The sequence below is a fragment of the Amycolatopsis jejuensis genome (assembly GCF_000717335.1).
GTDB lineage: Bacteria > Actinomycetota > Actinomycetes > Mycobacteriales > Pseudonocardiaceae > Amycolatopsis > Amycolatopsis jejuensis.
In genome coordinates, this window is sequence record NZ_JNYZ01000004.1 from 332694 (window position 1) to 358531 (window position 25838).

General features: G+C 70.0%; 15 protein-coding genes. 6 read left to right on the forward strand and 9 right to left on the reverse strand.

Going from position 1 to position 25838, the window contains the following annotated elements; all coding sequences use genetic code 11:
- The first annotated feature begins 72 nt into the window (after window positions 1-72).
- Window positions 73-4059, forward strand: coding sequence for a type VII secretion protein EccC (locus OO71_RS06195; protein WP_033288622.1), 3987 nt, complete (start codon window positions 73-75; stop codon window positions 4057-4059).
- Window positions 4060-4175: 116 nt separating this feature from the next.
- Here the strand turns inward: OO71_RS06195 and OO71_RS47055 are convergent, their stop codons facing one another.
- From OO71_RS47055 to OO71_RS06245, 9 genes are all read right to left on the reverse strand, one after another.
- The gene (locus OO71_RS47055; protein ID WP_156096195.1) at window positions 4176-5054 is read right to left on the reverse strand and encodes an alpha/beta hydrolase family protein; all 879 of its coding nucleotides are present in this window, start codon (window positions 5052-5054) and stop codon (window positions 4176-4178) included.
- 184 nt (window positions 5055-5238) lie between these two features.
- Window positions 5239-6594 carry a lipase family protein gene (locus OO71_RS47060; RefSeq protein ID WP_162186037.1) on the reverse strand — a complete coding sequence of 452 codons (1356 nt, stop codon included), beginning with the start codon at window positions 6592-6594 and terminating at the stop codon, window positions 5239-5241.
- A 1158-nt stretch (window positions 6595-7752) separates the two neighbouring features.
- Complete coding sequence (gene mycP, locus OO71_RS06210; protein ID WP_245633580.1) at window positions 7753-8844, reverse strand: type VII secretion-associated serine protease mycosin; 1092 nt, start codon at window positions 8842-8844, stop codon at window positions 7753-7755.
- A 253-nt stretch (window positions 8845-9097) separates the two neighbouring features.
- A complete protein-coding gene (locus tag OO71_RS47065; protein ID WP_051791094.1) occupies window positions 9098-12949 on the reverse strand; it encodes a hypothetical protein in 3852 nt (1283 codons plus the stop codon).
- Window positions 12950-12977: 28 nt separating this feature from the next.
- Window positions 12978-15383, reverse strand: coding sequence for a right-handed parallel beta-helix repeat-containing protein (locus OO71_RS06225; protein ID WP_051791096.1), 2406 nt, complete (start codon window positions 15381-15383; stop codon window positions 12978-12980).
- Between the two features lie 21 nt (window positions 15384-15404).
- The gene (locus tag OO71_RS06230) at window positions 15405-18044 is read right to left on the reverse strand and encodes a helix-turn-helix transcriptional regulator (protein WP_033288623.1); all 2640 of its coding nucleotides are present in this window, start codon (window positions 18042-18044) and stop codon (window positions 15405-15407) included.
- A 51-nt stretch (window positions 18045-18095) separates the two neighbouring features.
- Entirely contained in the window at window positions 18096-20753 is a 2658-nt protein-coding gene (locus OO71_RS06235) for a LuxR C-terminal-related transcriptional regulator (RefSeq protein ID WP_033288624.1), read from the reverse strand.
- A gap of 327 nt (window positions 20754-21080) precedes the next feature.
- Window positions 21081-22295: a transglycosylase SLT domain-containing protein gene (locus tag OO71_RS51995; protein WP_051791098.1), complete on the reverse strand. Its 1215-nt coding sequence runs from the start codon at window positions 22293-22295 to the stop codon at window positions 21081-21083.
- Complete coding sequence (locus tag OO71_RS06245; protein WP_033288625.1) at window positions 22292-22594, reverse strand: hypothetical protein; 303 nt, start codon at window positions 22592-22594, stop codon at window positions 22292-22294. The genes OO71_RS51995 and OO71_RS06245 overlap by 4 nt, the downstream gene beginning before the upstream one ends.
- Window positions 22595-22892: 298 nt before the next feature.
- Between OO71_RS06245 and OO71_RS51535 the strand changes: the two genes are divergently transcribed.
- From OO71_RS51535 to OO71_RS06270, 5 genes are all read left to right on the forward strand, one after another.
- Window positions 22893-23084: a hypothetical protein gene (locus OO71_RS51535; RefSeq protein WP_033288626.1), complete on the forward strand. Its 192-nt coding sequence runs from the start codon at window positions 22893-22895 to the stop codon at window positions 23082-23084.
- Between the two features lie 69 nt (window positions 23085-23153).
- The gene (locus OO71_RS06255) at window positions 23154-23729 is read left to right on the forward strand and encodes a TetR/AcrR family transcriptional regulator (protein WP_033288627.1); all 576 of its coding nucleotides are present in this window, start codon (window positions 23154-23156) and stop codon (window positions 23727-23729) included.
- Window positions 23730-23958: 229 nt separating this feature from the next.
- Window positions 23959-24681: an ABC transporter ATP-binding protein gene (locus tag OO71_RS06260; protein ID WP_033288628.1), complete on the forward strand. Its 723-nt coding sequence runs from the start codon at window positions 23959-23961 to the stop codon at window positions 24679-24681.
- Complete coding sequence (locus tag OO71_RS06265) at window positions 24678-25412, forward strand: ABC transporter permease (protein WP_033288629.1); 735 nt, start codon at window positions 24678-24680, stop codon at window positions 25410-25412. Before OO71_RS06260 ends, OO71_RS06265 begins: the two co-directional genes overlap by 4 nt.
- A gap of 150 nt (window positions 25413-25562) precedes the next feature.
- The gene (locus OO71_RS06270; protein WP_033288630.1) at window positions 25563-25814 is read left to right on the forward strand and encodes a hypothetical protein; all 252 of its coding nucleotides are present in this window, start codon (window positions 25563-25565) and stop codon (window positions 25812-25814) included.
- Window positions 25815-25838 lie beyond the last annotated feature (24 nt).

Here is a 25838-nt window from a genome sequence, read left to right on the forward strand (position 1 = left end):
GCCCGGCCGCAAATCCCCAGCTCGAGGCATGCGCGGACGAAATAGGGGAAGTTCACTCACCGAGGGAGAAGCATGAGCACGGTGCTCTTCGCGCGCCGGGCGCGGCGGCCTAAGCCGGCCGCTCCGAGCGACGAGATCGAGATCCAGGAGCCGCCTGCCGTCCCCGAGGACACCGGCGGCGGCATCAGCTCGGTGCTGATGTACGCGCCGATGGCGCTGAGCTCGCTGGCCATGGTGATGATGTTCGTCCGCCCCGGCGGCGGCGCGATGGCCTACATCGGCGGCGGCATGATGCTGGTGTCCGTGGTCGGCATGCTCTTCGTGCAGCTGCTGCGCAACTCGGTGACCCACAAGCAGAAACTCCACGGACACCGGCGCGACTACATCCGGTACCTCACCCAGCTGCGCAGCCGGGTCCGCCGGTCGCTGACCGCGCAGCAGCGCGCCGCCCGCTGGATCCACCCTGACCCGCGCGCGCTGTGGTCGATCGCGCTCGGTTACCGGCTGTGGGAGCGGCGGCCCGCGCAGGACGACTTCGGCGAGGTCCGGATCGGGGTCGGCACGCAGCGGTCCACGCTCAAGCTGATCCCGCCGGACACGAAGCCGATCGAGGACCTCGAACCGCTGGCTGCGCATGCCCTGCGCCGGTTCCTGCGGGCGTACTCGACACTGCCGAACGCGCCGATCGCGGTGTACCTGCGCGGGTTCGGGCAGATCCAGTTCAGCGGTGACGACCAGGCGATACTCGGGATGGTGCGGGCGATCCTCGGGCAGCTCACGACCGCGCACGGGCCGGGGGACGTCCGGATTGCGCTGTGCGCGGCCGAGGACCGGCTCGAGCGCTGGGACTGGCTGAAGTGGCTGCCGCACAACCAGGATCTCGACAGCCGGGACGCGGCCGGAGCGCGCCGGCTGTCCGGAATGGACCTCGGCGAGGTCGAAGCCCTGCTGGGGGACGGGGATTTCGCCGGACGGCCGAAGTTCGAAGCCGACACGCCGATCACCGCGTCCGAGCCGTACGTGGTGCTCATCGTCGACGGCGTGCACGTGCCGGGCGACCACCGCGCGACCGAGGGAGGGTACCGCAACACGGTCGTCCTCGACGTGTCCGGCACGCTGCCGTGGTACCCGCGTCCGGGCGCGTTGTTCCTGGAGGTCGCCGCCGACGAGGTGCGCACGGTCAGCTTCGACCGGCTCGGCAAGCAGCACACGAAACCGTTGTGCCGTCCCGATTCGCTCAGCGAGACCGCCGCCGCCGCGCTGGCCCGCACGATGGCCCGCTACCGCGTCGGCGAGGCGAACACCGACGAGGAACCACTGGCCGTCGACTACGATCTCGCCGGGTTGCTCGGCCTCGGTGACGTCGCGCATTTCGAGCCGGCCAAATACCGCCGGGAACGGATGACCGCCAAACGGCGGCTGCGCGTTCCGATCGGGATCACGAGCAGTGGTACGCCGATGGAACTGGACATCAAAGAGGCGGCCGAGGACGGAATGGGTCCGCACGGGTTGTGCGTCGGCGCCACCGGCTCGGGGAAAAGCGAGCTGTTGCGGACGCTCGTGCTGGCATTGGCCACCACCCATTCGTCCGAGGATCTCAATTTCGTGCTGGTCGACTTCAAGGGTGGTGCGGCTTTCCTCGGATTCGACCAATTGCCGCACACTTCGGCGGTCATCACGAACCTCGCCGAGGAACTCGAACTGGTCGACCGGATGCAGGACGCGCTCACCGGCGAGCTCAACCGGCGGCAGGAATACCTGCGGGCGGCGGGAAACTACGCTTCCCGGCGCGACTACGAGGCCGCCCGCGCGAAGGGCGTCCCGCTGGAGCCGATGCCCGCGCTGTTCATCGTGGTGGACGAGTTCAGTGAAATGCTGTCCAGCAAACCGGAATTCATCGACGTCTTCGCGATGATCGGGCGGCTCGGCCGATCCCTCGGCGTGCACCTGCTGCTCGCTTCGCAGCGGCTCGACGAAGGCCGGATTCACAAGGTGGAAACGCATCTGTCGTACCGGATCGGCCTGCGCACCTTTTCCGCAATGGAAAGCCGCAGCGTGATCGGGGTGCCGGACGCATACGAATTGCCGAACAGCCCGGGTAACGGATATGTGCGCCCGGACACCCAGACGCTGGTGCGATTCAAGGGGGCTTATTCGTCATCACCTTATCGGCCGAAGCGGCGCAGTTCCGGCGGCGACTCGACCCAGCAGCGGATCGTCCCGTTCGGCATGCAGTACATCGAACCGCTGGCCGCCGAGGAGACGGCCGAGCCGGAGCAGGTGGAGGAAGAAGGCGGCACGGACACCGTGCTGGACGTCCTGATCGCGCGGCTGCGCGACGTCGGCCCGCGGGCGCACCAGGTCTGGCTGCCGCCGCTCAAGCAGCCCGCGACGCTCGACCAGCTGCTGCCGCCGCTGGTGGACCACCCCGAGTACGGCCCGCGTCCGGTCGGCGACCTGCAGACCGGCTCGCTGACCGTCCCGGTCGGGCTGATCGACCTTCCGGCGCAGCAGAAACGCGAGCTGCTGATCGCGGATCTGTCCGGCAGCAAGGGAAACGCGGCGGTGGTCGGCGGTCCGCAAAGCGGGAAGAGCACCCTGCTGCGCACGTTGATCTCCGCGCTTGCGCTCACCCACACCGCGGCCGAGGTGCAGTTCTACTGCCTGGATTTCGGCGGGACGCTCACGTCGCTCGCCAAGCTGCCGCACGTCGGCAGCATCGCCAACCGGCTGGACCGCGACCGCGTCACGCGCACCGTGCTCGAGGTCATCAACCTGATGGCACGGCGGGAAGCGCTGTTCGCCGAACACAACATCGACTCGATGGCCAGCTACCGGCGTGCCCGTCGCGAGGGCCGCTACCTCGACGTCGACCCGTACGGCGACGTGTTCCTCGTGGTGGACGGCTGGTACACGATCCGGCAGGACTTCGAGGACGTCGAGGACCGGTTCACCGAGCTCGCCGCGCGTGGGCTGAGCTTCGGGATCCACCTGGTGGTCGCATCGAACCGGTGGTCGGAGATGCGGCCGTGGCTGCGCGACGTCCTCGGCACGCGGCTCGAGCTGCGGCTGGGTGACCCGGTGGACTCCGAGGTGAACAGCCGGTTCGCGGCGACCGTGCCGCAGATCCCCGGCCGCGGAATCACCTCGGACCAGCTGCACTTCCTCGCTGCGCTGCCGCGGATCGACGGCGATCCGGAGACCGAGGATCTCGCCGACGCGACGGTGGAGCTGGCCGAGGCGCTGGCCGTGCCGGGCGCACCCGCCGCGCCGAAGGTCCGGCTGCTGCCGCACCAGCTGACGGTGCCGGAGCTGCCCGGCCCGACGGCTCCGAACCCGGCCGCGGAAATGCGGGTCCCGCTCGGCATCGACGACGTCCAGCTGGCCCCGCTGTGGCACGATTTCGACACCAGCCCGCACCTGATCATCTACGGCGACGCGGAGACCGGCAAGACGAACCTGCTGCGGCACATCGCCAAGGCCGTTGCCGCACACCACACGTCGGACGAGGCCCGCATCATGTTCGGCGACTTCCGCCGCGAACTGCACGATTCGGTCCCGCCCGAGTACCAGCTGGAGTACGCGGTGGGCTCGGACGCGCTGAAGACGTCCATCGAGGGGGTCGCCTCGTTGCTCGAGAAACGCGTACCGGGCCCGGACATCAGCCCGAGCCGCCTGCCCAAACGAGACTGGTGGGAAGGCGGGCGCCTGTACATCATCATCGACGACTACGAACTGTCCGAAGGTTCGGGCGGCGGCCCGCTGGAGTCGCTGACGGCCCTGCTCCCGCAAGCCGCGGACATCGGGTTCCACGTGATCGTCGCCCGCAGCACGTCGGGCGCCAGCCGGTCGATGATGAGCCAGGCACTGCGCCGGATGTGGGAACTGGGTACCCCGGCGATGCTGCTGTCGTGCCCGAAGAGCGAGGGTACGTTCCTTGGCAACCTGAAACCACGGACGCTGCCACCGGGCCGGGCACAGTTCGTGAACCGCCGCCGATCGGTACGCCTCGTGCAGACCCCGCTGGTGGAAGGCGTAGAGAAACCGGACCGGGACTGACCCGGGTTCCCCTCGCTGGGCCACTGTCCGTGAAGGGAACCATCAGGGAATCTGATTCCCTCATGGTTCCCTTCACGGACTTGTCCGCCGGATGCGGTGGCGGCCGGAGACTCCGGCTACTCCGTTACGACCAGCCGGTCTGCAGCCGCTCGCAGGCCGTTGCCGAACCGCACGGCAGCCTCCATCGCGACGACGGGAACGTCGATGTGTTCCGTGTTGTCGTAGTGGCAGTACGTGGTCCGGACTCCGGCGGCTGCCTGCGCTTCGGCAAAAGCCCGGACCAGGGGCGCGGGGGCGATCTCGTCGGGGTCGGACCCCGCGACGAAAAGCGGCCGGGGCACCTGAACCGGAGGAAAGTCGAGACTGGCAGTCACGTGCTGGATCGAGCGGCAGTCTCCGACTCCGGTCATTCCGGCTTGCTCATTGGAGATGCCCTTGATTGCCGCGGCGTATTGCCGGCGCGGTAGCTTGTCGGCGAGGGTCAGATACCGCCGGGCGGTCGCCGGCACCTCGCTGTCCAGGCCGGCCAGCGGAAAGCTGAAGAGAAGCGCCGTCAGATAGCGGGGAACGGCTTGTTGCAGCTCCTGCATCGGATTGCGGGTCGCCTCGGACATGAACTGGCTGAGCCACAACTGAGGGGCGAGTGCAACGGTGCCGAGCAGTCCACGGCCGCTCGGATGGCTGTTCGCCCGTACGGTCGCCGCCAGTGCGGCGTGCCCGCCTTGGGAAAACCCGCCACAGATCCACTTGCTGCTCAACGGGTAAGGCAGGGTTTGGGCAGCAGCGACGAGTTCGAGGATGTCATAGCCCTCGCTGATGCCATCGAGCCGCGGGCGGGCACGAAATTCTTCGAATCCGCGATAGTCGGTGACCACGACGGCGAAACCCGCGGCAAGCCACTGCCCGAGGTGGGCACGTTCGCCACGCAGCAACCCGCCCAGCGAAGGGGCGTCCGCCGAGTTGAGGCCGAGGAGGCAATGACCCCATCCGACCACGGGGTATCCACCTTCCGGAGGAGGTTCCGGCGGAAGGTGAACTGTTCCGCCGACCACCGCCGGACCGAGGAGTGCCGCATCCGAGAGATACCTGAGCCGCACGGCGCGACCGGCACCGGGCAACCAGAGCCGGCTCGGGAGGGCCTCGACGCTGATGACCCTGCCCAACCGGCCGAGCGCGAGGTCACCCACGACCGAACAACCAGGCTCCGGGAGATTCGACACTCCTGCCGGTGAGGAAGTCCCGTACCGCTGCGATGATCTCGCTGGTACTGGCCGAGCCACCCCCGTCCGCGTCGAACTGGCGGAACGCCTCTTCTGCCCGGTCCGCGGGCACGCCGAGACCGGCCAGCATCCTGGTGAACTCGGCCGGCTCCAGAAGTCCGCTGCCGTCGGTGTCCGCCAGCTCCGTCACCGCGCTCGCAAGACCTCCTGCGACGGTGTCGAAGTACGCCGCGCCCGCTGCTCCCAGTCGGCTGAGCCCGGCGCCGAACTCGGCCACGTCGACCTCGCCGTTCCGGTCGGCGTCACAGCGCTCCGCGATGGCCTCCCACAGCTGCCGGTAGCCTTCCCGTACCGCTGCCGCACCAGGAGAACGGGGTGGCAGGCCGAAGCTCTGCACCAACCGTAACGCGAGCGCGTCGAAGTCGTCGGCCTGCAAGGTGCCGTCACCGGTCACGTCGAGCAGCCGGAACCTGGCATCGTCGATTGTGCTTTCCGGCCGGTCCGTGACGGTGGGCTGCGCCGGCCTGACCAGTTCCTCGGCGACGGCGACCGCGTCTGCCGCCGAGGCCACCGGTACGTCGATGTGCTCGACTCCCGGGTAGCTCTCATACCGCAATGCAGTACCGCTGGCGCGCAGCTGCGGGATGAACCCGTCGACGACCTCCATCGGCAGGATGATGTCGGCCCCGCCGACGCCGATGAAGACCGGACGATCCATCAGGCTGATCGGGATGTCGACCGCCCGCAAGGCATCCTGGACGGCAACCTGGTCACCCAGTCCGGTGGCCCCGACATCGGCATTGGTCAGCGTTCCGGCGACGGCGGCGATGTGGTTCATCGGCTGTGACCTGGCCTGTTCGACCAGCTGCGCACCCCGTTCGTTGAGATGGTCGGCTGGCCGGAAACCGGGCTGGCTGACGGTGAGCCCGCCAAGAATGATCGGCACCAGCGGCTCGAGGACGCCCTGTGGGTCCTCGGTCTGCTCGCGGAGGAACCGGGCAAGGCGAAGTGGCGGGGCCATCGCAATCGTGCCCCGGAAATCCAGCTCCGGCGCGTAGGCCGTGGCCATCAAGCCGGCGAACATCGCCGCATGCGCACCCTGGGAAAAACCCGCTACGACGTACCGGGTGTCGACTGGATGATCCAGCTGCCGCGCAGCGCGAACGATGTCGATGACGTCGTCAGCCACCGCCTCGCCATTGAGATACGGATGCGGCTCCTCGCCGCCAAGTCCCTCGTAGTCGGTAGCCACCACGAGATATCCCGCGTTCAGCCAGTACTCGAGGTGCTTCCGCTCAGCCGGGTGCAGACCCACGGCCGAAGGAGCGTCGGCATTCGTGAGGCCGACCGTACAGTGCGCCCAGCTGGCCACGGGCCAACCGGCGGCCGGTGGCGTACCCGGCGGCAGGAAGACCGAGCCGCTGATCCTCCGATCATAGCGGTCGTATCCTACTCCTCGATAGGTGATCCGATACGCCGTATGTGTACCGCGCGGCCAGAGCTCCTCCGGCAGCGGTTCGACGGACAAAAGGGTCCCGGCCTGATTCATCGTGATACTTGTCATAAGGTGAACAATTCCTTGAACTTGCGCCGAGAGATTGGCTTTGCGGAAGCTTCCCTCGCCACCCGGTTGCCTGCGGTTCGGCAATTTCTGAAAGGATGCGTGAGAATGTCCGCCCTGACCGGGAATGCACCAGCGGAGGTGTTTACCGGGCCACCACAGGAGGTGGCCCGGTCACAACGATGATTGCCTTCCACATTTCATGAGCTGACTCACTTGCACCGGGCACCACGGGGGAAGTCGGTACGAACGGGCCCGATGACGCGAACGTATCTCCGAGAGGCCACACTCGACCGCCACGACCGAATACAATTGCCCACAAGGGCAGTGTTTTTTGATCCGACAGGCAAAAAATTGCATACTGCAGCCAGCAAGGCGCAGACAGGGATCCGAAACGACAGTTCCGAATGCCGTGTCGGACGTAGACTTCGGTCTAATTTTTCTCCGAAATGAAACACTACTCTGAAGTGAGGATCAACACAATACCGATGGGCGAGCGGAATTGCCGGACCGGATTTTGCCGCTCCTGGTCCGGCACAGGTCCCGGTTGCCTGCCGTCGGTCGCCCGCCGCGGCCCACGGATGGCCTGCCGTGAATCGCCGTTCCCTGGCCGGGCTCATGCTTCGCCCGTCGGTGATGCCCGCTCACAGTTCAGGATCGCCGGAGTCGATGCCGTCCTGAGCGGCGCGTCAAGCGCTCGGCCGGCGGCGCAGCTGAGCCGGGGTGAGTCCCCCGGCGTGGTGAGACCGCTTGCTCCCGGGCGCCCATCGCGCTCGGCATCGGACTGGCCGGACTTCATCGGCTCACCTGGCTCGCGGGCTCCCTCGTCCCCATCCGCATGCAGACTCCTGCTGACGGACATGGAAAAGCCCCTTTCCCGTCGGCCGGTGCGCGCGGGAAAGGGGCTTCGTCTCAGTGCTGCTCCGACGGGGTGGTCACCTCGACCACCCGGGCGCGGCTCCAGCGGCGTTGTCTTCCCGCGCCGTAGACCTTTCGCAGCAACAGCAGGGTCAGCACCAGGCAGGCGACGCCGAAGGCACCCGCCATCGCGAGGGCCGGGCCGATCACGTCCGGGTCCGGGATGGCGGCCGCGCGGGCGTTCGGTGGGGCGACCATCGCCGACGGCGCCGGCGCGTCCTCGCCGGGGAGCATCGTCGTGACCGCGGCCAGCGGGTTGACCGTGCCCCAGCCGAGCGCCGGGTCGGGCAGCGGGACCGCGGGGTGGTTGGCCGTCGCGATGAGGCGCTGTTTCACTTGTGCCGCAGTGAGATTCGGCCGGTACGCCCGGACCAGCGCGGCGACCGCGGTCACGAACGGGGCCGCGTAGCTCGTCCCGCTGGCCTTCCACTGCCCCGGCCCGCCGGGGCCGAGTCCGAGCACGTCGACACCCGGTGCGACCAGCGACACGAACGGTCCGGTCTGCGAGAAGTCCGCGTGCTGCCCGTTCTGGTCCACCGCGCCGACCGCCAGCACCGACGGGTACGCCGCCGGATACGTCACCGGATCGCCGCGTTTCGCGCCGTTCGCAGCGGAGGCGACGACGAGGACGTCCTTCTGCGCGGCGTATTCGACGGCGTCCGCGAGTGCGGATACCTGCTCGGTCGTACTGGCGGACAGGTTGATCACCCGCGCCCCCTGATCGACCGCGGCGCGGATGCCGTGCGCCATGCTTTCCGGGGTGAGCGAGCCTTCTTGGCCGGGGCTGTCCGTTGTCGCACAACGGATCGGGAGAATCTTCACGCCTGGCGCGACACCGGCGTACCCGGTACCGGACGTCGGTGTCGCGGCAATGATCCCGGCGACGAACGTGCCGTGCCCGAAGCAGTCGGAGTCGGCGGGGCTGTTGCCGGGTTTGGTCGTGTCGAGGCCGGGAAGCACCTTGCCGCCGCTGAGCTGCGGAATACTGCCGTCGACCCCGGTGTCGACCACACCGACGACCACCCCACCGCCATCGGTGACCGGCCATACCCGCTCCGGCCCCAGCTGCCGCTGCGGCCACGGCACCGACGGCTCCACGGTTTTGGGCGGTGGTAAGCATTGGACCGGTTTGTCCGGCGCCGCTCCGGCGGTACTGACGGGCACGACTCCGAATGCCCCGGCGATGACTACGACCGCAGCCAGCCGACTGACCGCCCTGCTCCGGGTCCGGCCGCGTCTCACGATGCCACCGCCGCAGCTTTGTCCTTCGGTGCTCGGCCGGACGCGGTCATGACGCCACCGCCGCCGCTGATGTCTTCCGGAGCTCGGCTGTGCCCGATCATGACGCCACCGCCGCAGGTTGGCCAGTCCCGGCGACGTCGTCGCGCCAGGCGACCATCGACGTCGTCAGGCGGGAGACAGCCTCGGCGTCCTCGATGAGCCGGACTTTTCCCTTCTGCCGCCTCCTGAGCAGACGGTCGAGCTTGGCCAGCACGGCGAGGTCGCGCTCGTCGAGGCCGGTCGTGTCCGGGGTTTCGCCGGGAGCCAGCTCGCGGAACAGGACGGCGACCTTGGGCGCGGAGGGAGCGTCGTCATCGTCGGGGAGGTCCTGGTCGTCCTCGGCGGTGCGTACGGCCAGCGCCTTGAACCGGGCACCGGCCAGGAAAACCGCCTCGTCGACGGGCCTGCCGAGCAGCAGCTCCGACGTCCGGCGCGCGGAACTGGGCCAGATGAGGACGTCGAAGACCGCGCCGGGGACGGTGACGTCCAGGTCGACGCTCCCGGTCAGAAACCCCGGCTCGGTCAGGACGGTACCCGGGGTGCTGTGTGATTCGAGCGCGTCCGGCGCACAGCCTTGGCGCAACACGGCGCGACGGTGCGTCGGAAGGCGCAGAATGCCGGACATCAGACACGGAATCTGGTCAGCGAGTGCGGCCTGCCCATACCGGACCGCCTGGTTGACCGCACGTGCGTCCCCGTCGCCACGCCCGAGGTATAGACAGACGGCGACGTAATCCGCTTTGGCCCCAAGGGAATCGTCAACCCGCATCGACGGCCACGTGGCGAGCGCCGCGTTGACGGTGGCGAGCGCCTCGGAAAAGGACTCCCCCGCGGCGGCGGTGAAGCGGGTCTGTTCACCGGACGTGCTGGACCGCACGGGGACGACGAGCGCCGAGGTCACGTCAGGTTGCCGTGGCGACGGGGCGTGGACGGGCGAGGTTTGCTGGGGTTCTTGCGGACGCGGTTGCCCGGCTTCCGATTCCGCAAGGTGCGGTTGCCGGACGGCGAGCTCCGGAAGGGGCGGCTGGCCGGGTTGCCACTGGCGACCGGTTGGTTCCCCCGGCTGTGACTGGCCTGATTGCTGCGGTCGAGCGGCCGAGTCCGACGAGTGCAGCTGCTGCGGCCGGACGGCGGATTCCGGCGAGTGCGGCTGCCCAGGTTGCCACCGGCGACCGGCAGACTCACCCAGCTGCGGCTCGGCGAGCGGTCGAACGGCCGAGTCCGACGGTTGCGGCTGTCCGGGTTCGCGACCGGCTCGTTCCCGCAGTTGCGGATTGCCGGGTTGCTCCGGTCGCACAGCGGATTCCGGAAGGTGCGGGTACCCAGGTTGCGGTGCGCCTGACTGCGGCAGATGCGGCTGCCCGGGTTGCGCCGCGCCTGGCTCCGGCAGGTCCGGCTGCCCCGGTTCCAGCCCCGCTTCCCAGTGGCGCGCGCTGGGCAGCAGTTCCGGCTGCGGCGCTTCAGGTTCCGGCAGATGCGGCTGCCCCGGTCGCCGGACATCTGCTTCCGACAGACGCGGCTGCCCGGGTTGCCACTCCCGCGCGCCTGGCTCCGGCAGAGATGACTGACCCGGATTCGACTGCCGCGCGCCAGGCTCCAGCAGAAGCTCCGGATTCGGCTGCCGCGCGTCGGATTCCGGTAGATGCTCCGAATTCGGCTGCCGCGCGCCGGGCTCCGACAGATGCTCCGGATTCGGCTGCCGCGCGCCGGGCTCCAGCAGATGCTCCGGATTCGACTGCCACGCGTCGGATTCCGGTAGATGTGGGTGCCGGGTATCGGAGTCCGGCAGGGGCGGATTCCCGGGTCGGTGATCCGGTGCGGACGGCTGCCCGGGCTGCCGCAGCTGAGGGTTCCCGGATCCCTCGTCGTGCAAGGCCGGGTTCCCGGGGCGGGATTTCCGGGGGGTCGCCAACGGGTCGGCGTCCGGCTGTGGGCGCTTCGGGGCGGGCTGCGTCGGCGAACCGGACACAGTGGACACCGGCGCGGCCGAGGTGGTCATGATCGGCGGCATCGACACCTTCCGCGGCGGTGCAGGCGGGGCGGAAGGTACCGGGGACGGTGGCTCCTCGGCAGGGTCGAGCGGCACGGCAGGTTCGAAGGGCACGACCGGCACCGCGGCTGAATCGCGCGGCAGGGCGGGAATCTGGTCGTTGGAGTAGCCGTCGGCCGGAGGGGGGTCGACGGACTCCGACGTCCCGGGCGCGACCCGTTCGAACAGCGACGGTCCCGCGGCTACCGGTTTGCCCGGGGTTGCGGGGTTATCGTCCACTTCGGACGGTCCGGGGGCAGGAGTGCCCGGACCGGTCTCTGCTGGTGGGACGTCGGCAGCCGGGATTGCCTCGGACATGGGCTCAGGAGGTGCGGCGACGGGGGCCGCGGGGAGAGGTTCGGGCGCCGGATTCACTGCGACGGAGGGAGCGGGCGGGTTGCCGAGTCCGGCTTCGTCTGCAGGGGTTCCTGGCGTTCGGGTGGCTGCCGGGTCCTCCGTGGCAGGCGCCGGAGGAGGTGCAATCGCAGAGGCCACCGGCGCGGGCGTCGCCGCGAGAGCAGCAGCCGACGAAGCAGCAGCCACCGGAGCAGCAGGCGACGAAGCAGCAGGCGCCGGAACAGGAGGCAGTGGCGTAGCCAACGGCGACAACCCACTCGGGTAATCCCCAGCAACACCAGAACCCCCACCAGGAGCAAGCCGAGCCCCGATCGACCCACCGCGGCGTTCCTCCGCGCGCCGGTCCAAAGCCCGCTCTCCCTCCGCGTCCAGAACACCCCCCAGCCGGACCCGTACCACCGCTCGCTGCCGGGCCGTCAGACCGCCCAGCAAAGACTCCGCCGCGGCAAGCACCGAAACCGGGACTACCGACCCCTCGACACCCAGCGTAAGCGTCCACCCCGACGGATCGAACGGGTCCGGATACCCACCACCGGCACTCGAAGCAGGGCGTAGCACCAAACCCGAAGGCACCACATCCGCGACGACCGACCCGAGCCGGTACGAAAAATCACCCTCCGGCTCCCAATCGGCAGGCGGAGCCGCGACGTCGATCACCTGCTGCTCCCCAAAACCCTGCGACAGCACCGTCGCATACGGGCGGTAGTGCGGTTTCCCCGAAGCATTCGGCACGATCGTCGACCGCGTGCCCGTCCACGACGACACCTGCAGACCGGCACTGAACACCACCTCGTGGCCCACCAGCTGCGCCAGCGAAGACTGCCACGAAGCAGCACAGGCAGCGGGCGTCGCCGGGACGATCATCACCGGCCGGTCGGGCAGCAAAGCCAATACAGCCGCGACCTCTGCGGGAGACCCGTCGCTCACCACCAGCTTCGGGAACCGTGCCTCGGCGGGCACCCCGAAAGCGACATCACCCGGTTCCGGCGACGAAGAACCCACCAACAGGCCGCACGGAGCCGGAACCGCAACGAGACCCGCGACCGACACCGGCGCGTCCGGCAGCCAAGACTCCCACTCCGGCAACGGGAAGCGCGCGCCGTGGAATGTCACCGACTGGTCCGGGCGGAACCGGTGCCAGCCAAGGCCATCGACAGTGTGCCCGCCGTACAGCGCAGCGCCAGGAGCCGCAACGACCCCGCCGTCCGGGACGACGACCTCGACGTCCAGTTCCTTCGCCAGCCGTCCGGCGACCTCGGGTTGGGCGGCCAGACCGCTGAGCGCGAGCCAGATCGTGTCGATGCCGTCGAGGAAACCCGCCAGCGCGGCAGGCAGCACCGCATCCGGCGACGCGACCCGGTGGGCACCCGGCGAGGCCAGCACGAACAGTTCCCGCGGCCCGAGCGGCGCGGCGCCGACGAGCCGCCGGTCCAGCGGGGCCTCGTCGGCGTGCCGTACCACCAGGTGCCGCTCGTGCCGCTCGTGCGGCTCGGCTACCAGCGGGCTGGTTCCCGATTCCTCCATGGTCACTCCCGTCGTTCCCGCAGCCGGCTCACCGGGCGAAGAGCAGGTCTTCCTCGGTCAGCAGGGTCAGGTCCGCCGCTTTGGCATCCGGTTGGGTGGCCAGCCGCGACGCCTGCCGGTCGGCCATCCGCTCGAACACCCGCCGCGCCGTGCGGCCGTTGCCGAACGTGCCGTCCTTCGGGATCTCTTCGAAATACGTCAGCAGCGCGTCACTCGCCGCCTCCGTGAGCCGGTAGTCGTGCTTCGCGCACTGCGCCCGCACGATCGTGACCAGTTCGTCCGCGGTGTAGTTGGCGAACTCGATGGTGCGGCTGAACCGCGACTCCATCCCGGGGTTCGCCGACAGGAACTCGCCCATCTCCTTCGAGTAGCCTGCGGCGACCACGACGACGTCGTCCCGGTGGTCCTCCATCAGCTTCACCAGGGTGTCGATCGCCTCGCGGCCGAAATCCGGGCCGGTACCGCCGCCGCCGGAGCTCAGCGCGTACGCCTCGTCGATGAAGAACACCCCGCCGAGCGCGCTCGTGAACGCCTCGGTGGTCTTGATCGCGGTACCGCCGATGATCTGCGCGACCAGGTCCGCCCGCGCGACCTCCACGAGATGCCCTTCCCGCAGCACGCCGAGCTGGGCCAGGATCTTGCCGTACAGCCGGGCGATCGTGGTCTTGCCGGTACCCGGCGCACCCGCGAACACCAGGTGCCGCGCCATCGGCGGCGCGGACAGCCCGGCGTCTACCCGGCGCTTGGCCATCTTGTTCAGGTTGACCAGCGACGTCACCTCCGCCTTCACCCCGGCCAGCCCGACGAGCGCGTGCAGTTCCTCCAGCGGGTCGGACCCGGCCGCCGGACGCTGGTCGGGCCGCGCCGCGGTGGTAGTCCGCGCCGTGTCGTCGGCCGCCGCCGCGGTGCCGTACGCGTCCGGCGTGACGTTGCCGCCGCTGATCAGGTCCAGTACCTCGATCGCGCCGCTCGGCTTCAGCTGCCGGACACCACTGCCGTGGTTGTCGCGGACCGTGCACCCCTTGAGCGTCACGGATTCCTCGGTCTCCAGCCGGACCCCGTCGGCCGACCCGCCGGAGAACTCCGACTCGGTCACCGTCCCGGACGAGCCCGCGGCGAAAAGCGCACCCGCGCCGGCGCTGTTCTGGACCCGGCACCGGGTCACCGACAGGTCGGCGCCGCCCGCCGCGTGCACGCCGGCCGCGCCCGCGCCGCTGATCACCCCGTCGGCAAGGGAAAGCGCCGCCTCGGCGACGTACACCCCGGCCCCGGCGACCCCGCGGGCGCTCAGCCCGCTCACCGACGGACGCGCCCCGCCGGTCACCGAAATCCCGGCGCCACGGCCGCCGTCGATCTCGACGTTCTCCATCCGGCCCCGCGCCCCGCCGTCGACCTCGATGGCCGCGCCGTCGCAGCCGACCACGCGCAGCCCGCGGAAAAACGGGTCGGCACCGTCGTCGACCCGCACCCCGGACGCCGTGCACGAGCCGACCGTGACCGCGTCGAACTCCGGCAGGCTGCGCTCGGTCACCCCGATCCCCGAACCGTCCACATCGGACACTTCACAGCCGGACACCGACCCAGCCGCGCGCCCGGCGAAGTGCAAACCGCGGCCACGAGTACGGGTCACCCGGCAGCGGCGCAACACCGGCGCACAGCCCTCGCCGACGAAAACCCCTTCCGCACCGGCACTTTCGACGCCGCAGTCCTCCAGCACGACCTGCTCCGAGCTGGCCAGGTAGAACCCGACCGCGCCGGTGTCGAGCACCTTCAGCCGGGTCGCGGACATCCCGGCCTGCTGCTCCACCGCGACCGCCGGTTTCCCGGTGCCGGACACCTTCGTGTCCTCGACGGTCAGCCGTCCCCGCCCGTTGAGGCAGATCCCGTTGCCCGCGGCGCCGCGCACGACGCACGACCGGACCAGAAAGCCGCCCTGCTCCGCGACGACGATCCCGGACGTGCCGAGGTCGGTCAGCTTCGTGTCGTCCAGCACCCCACCCTCGGGCGACGTGACGACCACCCCCGCCCCAACGGTGTTGCGCACCTCGCTCGCGCGCATCAGCAGCGTGCCCTGGTCGCAGACGTAGACCGACGCCCAGCTGGCCGCCTCGACCTGACATTCGGTGACGCTCAGCTGCCCGCGCATCACGAGCACCGCGGGACTGTCGGCGTCGGCGGCCACGACCGTGATCCCGGACAGCGCGGCGGAATCCGTCTGCAACGTCACCGTCGTGCCCTGCGGCGCGACCAGCCACACGGTGCCCGGCCCGTTCTCCGCGGTGATCGTCACCGGCTTCGTGAGCTCGAGATTTTCCGTGTAGCGCCCAGGACCGACCACGATGACCGCACCGTCGGGGGCGCGGTCGACGGCGTCGCCGATGGAACGGTGACCCAGACCGGGCGTCTGGGTCACCGTGATCACGTTCCTGCTCACCTTTGCCGCTCCCGTCCTGCTTTACGCGCCCACTGATTCCGCCGTACCGCCGAGGCCCGACGTCGCGAGCCCGTGCCGCGTCCGGCACCCCGCCTTGGCGAAGAGGCGGGTGAGGTACTTCTCCACGGTCTTCTCGCTCATCCCGACGGCGCGGGCGATCTGCCGGTTCGTCTGCCCGCGCCGGATGAGGCCGAGGATCCGCAGTTCGGTGTCGGACAGTTCGCCGGCGCCGGATTCGCCGCGCGGCACGGCCACCGTGAGCCCGCGGTCCTCCATCGCCTTCTTCGCCCGTGCAGTGAGCCGCACGGCGCCGATCGCCCGCGCGATCTCGAGCCCTTCGGCAAGCCACGGCTGCGGATCGGCTGCGACCAGCCCGACCAGCAGGCACGCGGCGGACAGGTCGGCGCGCGTACCGTGCCGGCGGACCAGCCCCTCCACCGCCCGCATCTTGGCCGGGTCGGCGTGCAGGACCGCGCTGACGTGCAAGGCAGTCTCCCGGCTGCCCGCGGACCGCACGCGCGCGTCCAGGAGCTCGGCCTCCTTCTCCACCCGGCGGGCCTGCAGCGTCTCGCCCGCCTCGGCCGCGACCGCCGCGAGCCGCCGCAGCAACCGCGCGAACCCGCCGACGTCCGCGTGATCGCGGCTGGCTTCCACGGCCCGCCAGCCGGTCTGCAACGCCGTCGCGGCGCCGTTTTCGAAACAGTCCCTTGCCAGCTCGACCCAGGCCCGCATGGCCGGGAGCAGACCGGCCTGCTCGTCCGCCGCCGCGAGCCAGTCGGCCATCCGGCGGTCCTCGCCCCGCCAGAAGCACATCTCGGCCGCGTACAGCCGGGCATGCTGGCGGGCCACCGGATCGGCGTCCGGCTCCAGTTCCAGCCGCCGGGCCGCGCTCAGCGCCGCGGCCCAGTCCTCGCTCGCGAACCCGGACCGGACACGGTGGTAGGTCGCCAGCGGACCGTCGAGCGGGCTGCCGTACTGCGACCCGAGCACCGCCTCCAGCACCGGAACCAGATCCCGCGCGCCGAGGGCTTCTTCGACCACCGTGGTGGGCTTGCGGCGGCGCCGGGTGCGCCATTCGAGCGTCGGCGTCCCGCCCGAACGCTGCAGCAGCGGGGCGAAGGCGGCTTCGAGGTCGGCGACGGTGACCGGTTCGCCGCCGAACCACCGGTCGCAGAACACCAGAGCAGCCGGTTCCGGACCCGCGCCGGTGAGCGCCGCGCGGACCTCGTGGGTGACCGGCCGGTGCAGGTGCAGTGCCGCCAGCGCAGTCGCCGCGCTCAGCTCGGGGCGGCCTTCCGTGGGTAGGTCCGGCACCATCTCGGGCACGAAGGCCGCCAGCCGGGAGTAGTCCCCGGTCCGCATGAACAGCCGCACGAGGTCGAACGCCAGCCGGGTGCGCTGCCCGCCCGGTTCGGCGTGCCACCAGGCGGCGTACCGGTACGCGGCGTGCCCGGCGGTGTCCATCACCGGCATCCGCACCTCGGCTTCGCGGAGCAGCCCGACCAGCTCCGGATGCGGTGCCATCGCCCGCCCGGCGACCGCGACGTGCCGCAGCAGGACGGATCGAGCCCCTTCGCCGGTCTCGAGCATCTGCCGGGCGATGAGTAGGCCGACCGGCGCGTCGTCCGAGCCCGCACCTTCGGCCACCGCGGCCGCCAGCGCCGGGCAGCACACGGCCAGCCTGCCGATCGGATCCGCGTCGAGCACCCCCGCGAGCACGAGCCGGTCCACCGCCCTGCCGTACGCCGCGGCCGGTTCCCCGGTCGCCGAAGCAGGCAGCGACACCTCGTCCACCCAGAACCCGGCGTCCGCGGCGGCGAGCGCGACGAGGTCGCTGCCGTACCGGCCGTCCGCCGCGACCTCGGCGACGAGCGGATGCCCGGCCCCGAGGGCAATCGGCGTACCCGGGTCGCGCAGGCACAGGTGGCCCTGCACCACGACCAGCCGCCCGCGCCGGCGCAGATCGACCACAGTGGACACCAGTGTGCCCGGATTTCCGTACAGCGGCCCGAGATCGTCGCACAGGGCCTGCTGCAGCAGTTCGTCGAGCGGCAGCCCGGCGGTCTGCCGCAGCACCGCGGCGGCGTCCGGGTCGGCGAGCGGATCGAGCCGGACCACCTCGTCGGCGATCGTGCGCAGGTCCGCGGCCCGGCTTTCGGCGCAGGAGACGAACACCAGGTGCCCGGCGTGCCGGATCTCCGCCAGTGCCGGAGCGGGGGAAGCGAAGGCGTCGACGTCGTCCACCAGCAGCGCGACCCGGCCGGTCGCCCGCAACCGGTCGAACACCGTGCCCAGCGCGCCGACGAGCCGTGCCCTGGCGACCGGATCGGCGTACGCGGCGGCGGTGCACAGCCTGCTCAACCCGTCCATGGCCTCGGTCAGCCGCGAGTCACCGCCGAACTCCTCGAACCGTTCCCGCAGCACCTCGAGGATCGGCACCCCGCCGAGCCGGTCCCACTCCGGGCGGTCCGCCTTGCCGGACAGCGAAAGTACGGTGATCCCCATGCTCGAGAGCTCGCGGCCGAGCTGTGCCAGTACCACCGTGCGGCCGCTGCCGCGCGATCCGCACAGCAGGGTCAGGGTGCCGGGAGCGTGCGCCTGTCCGCGCAGGGTCGTGAGGACGTCCTCCCTGCCGCGGAGCGCCACGTGGTGCCGTCCCACATCAGTCCTTTCGTCCCGTGCCCGAACGCAGGTCCCCCATTGCCGTCCTCCTCAGAGCTCGCCGGTGAGAATGGCCGTGGACAGCTCGATCCGGGACCGGTAGCCGGTCCGCGCGAACAACCTGCTCAGCCTGCTCTCCACGCTCTTCTCGCTGGTCCGCAAGGCGGCCGCGAGCTGCTTGTTGGTGAGGCCGTCGGCAGCGAGGAGAGCCAGCAGCCGCTCGTTCTCGGCGAGCGTCTCCTTGCGCCCGGGTACCGCGACGTCGTGGTCTCGCATCGCGCTGCGCAACCAGGACCGGAGCAGCAACGCATCGAGCCCGCCCAGGGTCTCGTACCCCTCGCGCAGCAGCGCCGGATCGGCGACGCCCGCGCGCACCAGCCAGGCCGCCGCGGTGACCAGCTCCAGCGGATGTCCCCGTTCCCGGAACAGCCGCAGGCATTCGGCGGCGGCTTCCCGGTCGCGGTACGCGATCGCCCGCACCAGCCGGGCACCGGCGACGGCGCGCGAGGTCGGCATGACCTGCACGACCTTGTCGAGCCCGGCAAGGCAGCGCCGCAGCTCCTCCTCGTCGCCGCCGATGAACGCGATCCCGGCCAGCTGCAGCCAGCAGTCGTCGGAACCGATCAGCAGGCCCTGTTCCGCTTCGGCGGCAAGGCAGGCAGTGAGCTTCTCGGCGGCGAGATCCTCGCGGCCGAGCGCGTTCTCGATCATCGCCTCGGCGATGTCCAGCAGGTGCGCGAGCGGCGGCGCGGACTCCCGGACGGTGGCCAGGATGTCCCGCGCCATCGTCAGATTTCCCTGCATCACCAGGGTGGTGACCACGAGCACCCACATCGCCGCGGAGTTCGTGACGTACCCCTGGTCGGCACCCGTTGCCAGCGAACGCTTGGCGAGGGTGAGGGCTTCGGCCGAGGACCCGCGCAGCGCGGCCAGCGCGGCCTGGTTTCCCAGCCGCAGCCGGGTGGCCGGAACGTTCGCGTCGACCAGGAGCTTCTCCGCCCGCACCGAATCACCGATGCTCAGCAGCGCGGCGACGTAGGTGTCCATTCCGGTCAGGCACTCGAAGTCGGAGCCGAGCCGGGTGTGCTCGCCCGAGGCGAGGCTCCGCTCGAGCGGTTCGTGGTCGCCGGTCCACAGCCCGGCCAGCACCTGCAGCGCCGCGCCGTAGCGGGCCGCTGCCGAACTTCCGTGCTGCCACTGGGCTTCGGTGTCCGCCAGCAGATCGCGGGCCGCCCGCCATTCGTCCAGCTGGGCGTAGGCGTAGGCACGCGTGACCAGCGCCTGTGCGTTGTCCCCCGGCCAGCGGCGGCGGAATTCGGCGATGTCGTGCAGCACTTCGAGGTCCCCGATGTTCTTGAGCGACCGCACCGTCGTGGCCTGCACTTCCTGGGCCGCGGCCGGGGAAAGCTGGTCGGCCAGCTCGGTGAGCAGGAATTGCGCGACGCTGAACGCCCGCCGGTGGTCGCCCTGTTCGGCACCGGTCGCGACGAGCCTGCGCAGCACGATCGTCCGTTCGCGCCGGTCCTCGGCCAGTTCGAGGGCCATGCCGAGCCAGCGGGACACCGACGCGGCCGAGTACCCGGCGGGCTCGGTCAGCCGGGGCAGCAGGACGTCGAGCGCGTGCCGTGCGTCGACCATGCGGCCGGCGTCGGCGACGAGGTCGGTGAGATGGCCGAGGTCGGCGCACTGCGCTTCGCCGTCCCACACCGCGCGCACGGCCTGCGCGGCGAGCTGCCGTCGTTCGAACGGTCCCATCGCGGCGGTCAGTGCATCGGCGACGAGCGGAATGGGGAACCGCCAGGTCCGGCCGCCGTCGCTGCAGTGCAGGATGCCTTCCTGCCGCAGCTGGTGCAGGACCGCGGAAGTCTCGTCGATCGTGCGGCCGAGCGCCTCGGCGACCAGCCGGGGAGCGTCCGCGCCGAACGGGGCCAGCAGCGCCATCGCCCTGGCCACGGCCTGGGCAGGCTCGCCGAGACCCCGTACCACGCGGGCGAATTCGTTCTCCACCGACGGCGTGGCCGGTTTCGTCGGTACCGCCAGGAACGCCGTCCCCCCGACCGTCCGGACGGACCCGTTGCGGCGCAGGAAATCCACCGCGTCGCGGACCGCGGCCGGGACGCCCCGGCCGAGCCGGATCACCTCGGCCAGCAGGGCGGAGTCGGGCCGCGCCTTCGTGATGGCGGTGAGCAGCCGGGCCACCGCGGCGGCGTCCATCGGCCGGACCCGGACGGTCTCCAGCAACCCGTCCTCGCGCAGCCGCCGGATCCAGTCGGCGCCGGGCACCGTCCCGTAGGACGGGGTCCGGATCGCGGCGACACACCCCACCGGACCGGAAAGCCGCCGGGCCAGCGCACCGAAAACGGCCTGCAGGTCTTCGCCCATCCACTGCGCGTCGTCGAGAAGGGCGACGGTCCGATCGGCGCCGCGGACGAGCGAAGCCGCGATTGCCACTGCCGCGCGGTGCGCAATCGCCGGATCGTTCCTCGCCCCCGGAACGGAACCCGGCAGCGACCATCCGGTGGAACTGCCGGGAAAACCGACCGGCACCGCATCTCCGTCCCGCGTGAAACGAATCAGGTAAACGCGGACGCCTTGCCGGACGTATTCCTCCCCCATTCGGGTGAGTATGGTGGTCCGCCCGATACCCGTCGGCCCGGTGACCGCCTTCAGCGGTTTCCCGGCGCCGAGCGCAAAGGGTGTCGGATCCATGTTTGGCATCATGCCGGTGGCGACCCGGATACGGAGAGACACCGAGTACCGGCCGGGTTCTTTCGGGTACTCTTCCTACCCGAAAGACGGGCCACGCCACGAGAACCGCGACCCGTCGTGATCATTCTTGCGAATCCCGGAAACACCCGCGCAGATGAGCGTCGAATACTCTTACGTGAACAGTACCGGAATAGCCGCTCACCTGAGCATGGAATGGTTGTCCGATAACGGGGAATTTGCCGTCCCGTTACGGAAACGACTGCTCCTCGAAGCCCGGACAGGCAAAGACCCGGCGCCGGGAAGGCGGCGCCGGGTCTTCAAGCCGGTTCAGTAACCGACGTAGGAACCACCGTTGTGCACCTGGACCACTCCGGGGACATTGCTGATCGAACCGTAACGCGCAATGGCGTACCGGACGGCCGCGACAATGTTGTCGACCGGATTCCAGATGTCGTCGTGGCCGGGCACTTTGTAGGCGTTGAACGTGGGGTCGATCGTCTGCATCAGGCCCTTCGACGGGGTTCCCGCCGCAGCATTGGAATCCCACCCGTTCACGGCGTGCGGGTTCCCGCTCGACTCGTGCTGGATCATCTGCATGAGGTCGGCCGGATTGATGTTGTCGACATTCACGCCGTTCTGCCGGAGCACTTCGAGTGCCTCGCGAATCCAGTCGCCCACCTGGCCGGACGGCATTCCCGAGGGGGCACCACTGGAGCCCCCCGAACCGCCGGAGCCACCGGAACCGTGGGAGCCGCCGGAACCGCCCGAACCACCACCGGAACCGCCGCCACCGGGCGGGCCGTCGGTGCTCGTGACCGGCTTGTGCTGCACGGGTTTGCCCGGCGGCGGAGCCGGGGCGGGAGCAGGCGCGGACGGGGGCGTCGCCTGCTTGTTCACGACGTTCCCGAGCTTGCCGCCGACCACCCCGCCGGTCGTCCCCGGGATCAACGCCGACTTCTGGTCCTGCGGCATGACCACCTTGCGCTGCAACGGGATCGGCATCCCCGGCAGCTTCAGCGACGAGAACGGCTTGCTCTGCCCGGCAATGCGGCGGAGCACGTCGAGGGCGATCTTCAGCTGCGCGGAGTAGGTGGCGAGGACCTGCTTCACCTCGACCGCGGTTTCGTCGCACAGGGTCTTGATCGCGGCGTCCCGCCCGTTCCCGGCCGGGATCGCCTTCGCGGTGCTGAGCAGCCATTCACAGCGGCTCTTCGCCCAGTTGCGGGCGCCTTCGAGCACGGCGGCGGTCTGCGCCAGCACGCCCTGGGCTTCCTGCAGCGACTGGGAAAGCGTGAGGCTCGCCTTCGACGTGGAGCCGAGGTAGTCCCGCCATTTGTCGGCGAACTCGCCCTTCAGCACGCTTTCCTGGTCGGCCGAGAGCCGGGTGAGCGCACCGCTCGCGTCGGTGAGCCCGGTGCTGGTCTTCCGCCATCCGCCGAGCAGGTCGGTGAGAGCCTGCGGGTTCGCGGAATCGACCTGCTTGATCAGCTCGGTGACCGCGGCCCCGCCGGGCAGCGCGGCGACCTCGTCGACAGCACTCACGACTTCAGTACCGCCTTTGCGTTCGAGTGGTCGAGGTCGAGGAGTTTTCCGGTGTGCCCCTGCACCAGCGCGCCCAGCGAAGTAAGGATTTCCCCACCCCGCTTGAGTTCGCCGCCGACGGTCTCGGCCAGCGTCCGCACCAGTTCGGCCAGCTCGTGCGCATTCTCGACCTTGCCGAGTATTTCGCCGTCCGGCGGTTTGGGCAGTTCGCCGCCCATCCCGGTGAACCGCTTGGTCTCTTTCTCGAGTGCGGCGACCGCGGCGGCCACCTCGGTGGGGGAAAATTGCGTCGTGCTCATCGAACACCCTCCGACGTGCCATTTCCGCGGCGGGACCCCAGTCGGTTCACCGCCGGCGCAGTGTCCTTGTCGTGCCGGTTCGGCTGCGGGAGCCTAACCGCGCGTACGGCGGGCATTGCCGAGCGTAGGTTCAGGTGTACCCCAAAGGCACGTCGTTCTGCCCTTTCATGCCCAACCCGCAGGCCAGTCAACGAGGGCAGGCCTGGCGCAAAGATCGGGCAACCAGGTCCGGTACGGCCGTACAGCTCGCTTACCTTTGCGGTTGTCCGCACGTTGCTCATCGACTTTCGGAGTTCCCATGGCAGTCAGGAAACGCCTGGCCGCGGCCATCGTGGCCGCAGCCTTGCTGGGTCTCGCACCGGCCGCGATCCTCGGCGCACTTTCGCCGCACAGCACGACCGGGCACGTAGTCGCCGGAAACGGGACCGGCGGGGGCGGCGGCCCCGGGGAAGGCAACGGCGGCTGGGGCGGCGGCCCGGGCGGCAGCTGAGCCCGGCCCTTCCGGGCGGGTGCCCCTTTCGCCGGCAAGCGATACTGGACCCGGCGAGAAGGGAGTCCGATGGCACGGACGGGACGCCGGCCAGGGCAGACCGAGACCCGCGAGGCGATTCTGGCCGCCGCGCGGGACCTGTTCGGCAGGCACGGGTACGACGGCGCGACGATCCGCGCGATCGCCGCCGAGGCCGGGGTGAATCCCGCGCTCGTGCACCACTTCTTCGGCAGCAAGGACCAGGTTTTCGCGACCGCGCTGCACCTTCCGGCCGACCCGGGCGTCCTGGTCGCGGCCGTGCTCGACGGCCCGAGGTCCGGCGTCGGCGAACGGCTCGTACGGCTCTTCCTGACCCTCTGGGAAACCCCGGCCTCGCGCGACGCGTTCTTCGGCATGCTCCGCTCGGTGTCGACCACGGAGCAGGCCGCGGAAATGCTGCGCGGCTTCATCCAGGGCGCCGTACTCTCCCGCGTCGCCGACGCCCTCGACGTATCCCCCTTGCGGGTGACCGGAATGGCGGCACAACTCGTCGGGCTCGCGATGGTGCGCTACGTCGTCCAGGTCGAGCCGCTCGCCCATGCCACGCACGAAGAGGTCGTCGAGCTGATCGCCCCCGTGGTGCAGCAGTACGTCGACGGACGCTGACCGGCTGCCCCGACCCGCGCTCGCGACATTTCGCGAGCCGCCCGGACGGCCCGCGGCGGGACCGCGCGCCCGATCCCCGGCATCCCGTGAGGGCTTACCCTGCACGAAATCATGGCGGATCGATCGTGCCAGGCCCCGGCCGTGGTCCCCGCAGCGATTCACCCCGGTCCGGCCTCTCGCGAGCAGCCGGAGGTTGACAGGGAAATTCTGCGCGCGCAGAATTAAACGCATGACTAATTCCGCGATCGTGGCCGACGGCCTGCGGGTGATCCGCGGGGGCCGGGATGTGCTGCGCGACTTCAGTTTCCGCGTCGAGCCGGGTTCGGTGACCGGGCTGCTCGGGCCGAGCGGCTGCGGGAAGACCACGCTGATGCGGGCGATCGTCGGCGTGCAGGTGACGCATGGCGGCACGGTCACCGTGCTCGGCGAACCGGCCGGGAGCAAACGGCTGCGCAAGCGGATCGGGTACGCCACGCAGGCGCCCGCCGTGTACGCCGACCTCACGGTCACCGAGTCCTTGCGCTACTTCGCCGCCGTGCTGGGCGCACCGGCGCGGTCGGTGGCCGACGCGATCGAGCAGGTCGGCCTCGGCTCGCACGCCGACGCGCTGGTCGGGCGGCTTTCCGGCGGCCAGCGCAGCCGGGCGAGCCTTGCCGTCGCACTGCTGGGGTCGCCGGAGCTGCTCGTGCTCGACGAGCCAACCGTCGGCCTCGATCCGCTGCTGCGGGAACACCTGTGGAACCTGTTCCACCGGCTCGCGGCGGACGGGGTCACGCTCGTGGTTTCCAGTCACGTCATGGACGAAGCCGCACGCTGCACGCGGCTGCTGCTGATGCGCGACGGCGTCCTGCTCGCCGACGATTCGCCCGACGCCCTGCGCACCGCCACCGGCGAGCAGGATCTCGAACGGGCATTCCTGCACCTGGTCAAGACCCGGGGGGCCGCGCAATGAGCGTCTCGATCACCCTCGCCACCACCCGCCGCATCCTCACCCAGCTGCGGCACGACCCGCGCACCGTCGTGATGCTCGTGCTGGTGCCGTCGCTGCTGATGGTGTTGCTGCGCTTCGTGTTCAACTCGGCCGAGACGTTCAGCCGCACCGCACCCGCGCTGCTCGGCGTGTTCCCGTTCGTGATCATGTTCCTGATCGCATCGATCACCACCCTGCGCGAACGCACCGCGGGCACCCTGGAACGGCTGATGACGATGCCGCTGGGGAAGTTCGACCTCCTCGCGGGTTACGCGCTGGCCTTCGGCATCGTCGCGGTGCTGCAGGTGGCCGTGGCGACCGCGGTCAGCCTGTGGTGGCTGGGTTTGTCGGTGTCCGGTTCGGTGTGGTCACTGCTGCTGATCACCGCGCTGGATGCGTTGCTGGGCATGGCACTCGGCCTGTTCGTGAGCGCGTTCGCGACCACGGAATTCCAGGCGGTGCAGTTCATGCCGCTGTTCGTGCTGCCGCAAGCGTTGCTGTGCGGGCTTTTCCAGCCGCGCGAGGAAATGGGCTGGGTGCTGAACTGGCTGTCCGATGTGATGCCGCTGTCGTACGCCGTCGAGGCGCTCACACAGGTAACGCGCACGGCGGATTGGACGACGACGTTGACCCGCAACATCTTGGTGGTGCTGGGTTGTGCGGTACTGGCATTGGCCTTGGGTGCGGCGACTTTGCGGCGGCGCACTCCCTGACCAGCGGCTGTTCTGGACGGCGTCCAGTAATGGTTTCCCCGGGCAGAAGCGGTGCCACAAAGGGCTCACCGCCACTTTTCCGGCGCCCCTGGCTGCTAACTTTCGAAGAAGCACATCAATCTTGTGCTTTCCGCGAAAGAGGGAGGATTCATGGGCAAGAAGCTTGCCGGGGGATTCGCCGTTCTCGCCATGGCGATCGGCCTTTCGGTGGCCACCCCGGCGTTGGCCTCGGCCGGTACTTCGGACTTCGATCCGGGTGGCGTGTGGCGGTACACCGGAGTTTCCTTCGGCCCTTACCAGTATTACGAATGCGATCAGTGGGCGAACTGGAACTATCCGGACAACGCCCACTGGTGCCGTCAGCGGGACGACCAGTCGGCTGTCGATCTTCTGATCCAGTGACGAAAACCGGTGGCCGACGGGATC

What these genes read in the sequence shown, in the direction of transcription:
- OO71_RS06245 (WP_033288625.1), bottom strand. Translation starts at nt 22,594, where the DNA reads ATGAGCACGACGCAATTTTCCCCCACCGAGGTGGCCGCCGCGGTCGCC.
- OO71_RS06255 (WP_033288627.1), top strand. Translation starts at nt 23,154, where the DNA reads ATGGCACGGACGGGACGCCGGCCAGGGCAGACCGAGACCCGCGAGGCG.
- OO71_RS06235 (WP_033288624.1), bottom strand. Translation starts at nt 20,753, where the DNA reads ATGGATCCGACACCCTTTGCGCTCGGCGCCGGGAAACCGCTGAAGGCG.
- OO71_RS06195 (WP_033288622.1), top strand. Translation starts at nt 73, where the DNA reads ATGAGCACGGTGCTCTTCGCGCGCCGGGCGCGGCGGCCTAAGCCGGCC.
- OO71_RS51535 (WP_033288626.1), top strand. Translation starts at nt 22,893, where the DNA reads ATGGCAGTCAGGAAACGCCTGGCCGCGGCCATCGTGGCCGCAGCCTTG.
- OO71_RS06270 (WP_033288630.1), top strand. Translation starts at nt 25,563, where the DNA reads ATGGGCAAGAAGCTTGCCGGGGGATTCGCCGTTCTCGCCATGGCGATC.
- OO71_RS47065 (WP_051791094.1), bottom strand. Translation starts at nt 12,949, where the DNA reads ATGGAGGAATCGGGAACCAGCCCGCTGGTAGCCGAGCCGCACGAGCGG.
- OO71_RS06265 (WP_033288629.1), top strand. Translation starts at nt 24,678, where the DNA reads ATGAGCGTCTCGATCACCCTCGCCACCACCCGCCGCATCCTCACCCAG.
- OO71_RS06260 (WP_033288628.1), top strand. Translation starts at nt 23,959, where the DNA reads ATGACTAATTCCGCGATCGTGGCCGACGGCCTGCGGGTGATCCGCGGG.